This window comes from Collinsella aerofaciens (genome assembly GCF_040915425.1).
Lineage (GTDB): Bacteria > Actinomycetota > Coriobacteriia > Coriobacteriales > Coriobacteriaceae > Collinsella > Collinsella aerofaciens_BW.
Window position 1 is genome coordinate 1 of sequence record NZ_JBCPDN010000122.1, and the last position, 1,577, is coordinate 1,577.

The 1,577-nt window shown below is 73.2% G+C and carries 1 protein-coding gene; it reads left to right on the forward strand.

What is annotated here, in order from left to right:
* Positions 1-58: 58 nt before the first annotated feature.
* Entirely contained in the window at positions 59-1,351 is a 1,293-nt protein-coding gene (locus AB5164_RS10140; protein ID WP_368148084.1) for an IS30 family transposase, read from the forward strand.
* Positions 1,352-1,577 lie beyond the last annotated feature (226 nt).

Sequence of the window (1,577 nt, forward strand, 5' to 3'; positions counted from 1 at the left end):
GTGGGAACCCGATACCCTGAGGGCCGGATCGGCCGGCCCCGGGAGATCGGAGGACGGCATGTCCGGAAAGAAGAAAAGGGGCTCCGCAAGGGCGGTCCCGAGGGCCTACGGAAGGCTCACGAGGCACGAGCGGGACACGGTCCAGAGGATGCTGGAGCGCGGGGCCTCGTGCAGGGAGATCGCGAGGGAGCTGGGCAGGTCGCCCTCGACGGTGAGCGCCGAGGTGGCGTCGCACAGGTTCGTGACGGCGCCGAAGGCCAGGCGCGGCGAGCGCGTGGACGCCTCCGCCGACCTGTCGGCGGCCTGCCCGCGCCTGGCCGCGTGGCCGCGCTGCTGCAACGGGTGCGGGCGGTACCGCGCGATCGGCTGCAAGCGCCGCCCGCACGTCTTCTACGAGGCCCGGGCCGCGCAGCTGTGCGCCGACTCGGTCCTCGTCTCGTCCAGGCGCGGGATAGACGCCGACGAGCCCGCCGCGGCGGCCAGGCTGGAGGCGATAAGGGACTGCCTGCGCCGGGGGCTGTCGCCCGAGCAGATGGCGGCGCGCAACGGCGGCCCGGTGGACCTGTCGCCGTCGACCATCTACCGCTGGGTCTCGGCGGGCTACGACGGCATGACCAACATGGAGCTCAGGCGCAAGGTCGGCTACAGGCCGAGGAGGCGCGCCGCGCGCCGGGCGGCGACCCGCCACTCCGCCCGCAGGTCACATGCCGCGTTCCTCGCCCTCGGGGAGGACGCGTGCGCCGCGGCCTGGGAGATGGACACCGTCGAGGGGGCCCGGGAGGACAGCGCCTGCCTGCTCACGCTGCTGCACCGCCCCAGCAGGCTCCAGCTCGCGCTGCCGCTGGAGGAGAAGACCGCCGGGTGCGTCGCGGGCGCCCTGGAGGGCGTCCGGGCGGTCCTCGGCGCCGACGGGACGCGCCGCGTGTTCCGCGCCGTGCTCACCGACAACGGCCCCGAGTTCTCCGACGAGGACGCGATCGCGGCGCTGCTCGGCGAGGGGCGGGGCGAGACGAGGCTGTTCTACTGCGACCCCCGGCGCAGCGACCAGAAGGGCGCCTGCGAGCGCAACCACGTCGAGATCAGGAAGCTGCTGCCCAAGGGCCGCGGCCTCAGGTTCGACCGGCTGGCCCCGGCGGACCTGTCGCTGGCGATGTCGCACGTGAACTCCGAGCCCCGCGGCGCGCTCGGCTTCGCGTCGCCCGCCCGCGCCTTCCGGGCGATGCTCGGCGACGACGCGGCGGCGCTGCTGGAGGCGTACGGCATCGAGGACGTGCCCATCGACGAGCTCGACCTGACGCCGGGGCTCATCGCGCGGGCGCGCGAGGAAAGGGGCGATGCCCCGCTGTCCTAGCCTAAGGGAAAACGGAATAGACGGAACCGACCGTCCGGCTGAGTCTGGGAAGAGGCGCCGGGCGGCGGGCGGAGCATGGCCACCGGACCCATCGAAACACATCTCCACCGTTCCTTCAACTGGGAAAACGGCGCCCCCGGACCCCGGGAGGGGCCGCGGGGGCGTTCGGCTAGGTGCGGGAATGGCCTATTTGCTCAATGTGTTCGGCTGAGATCGGAAATCAACC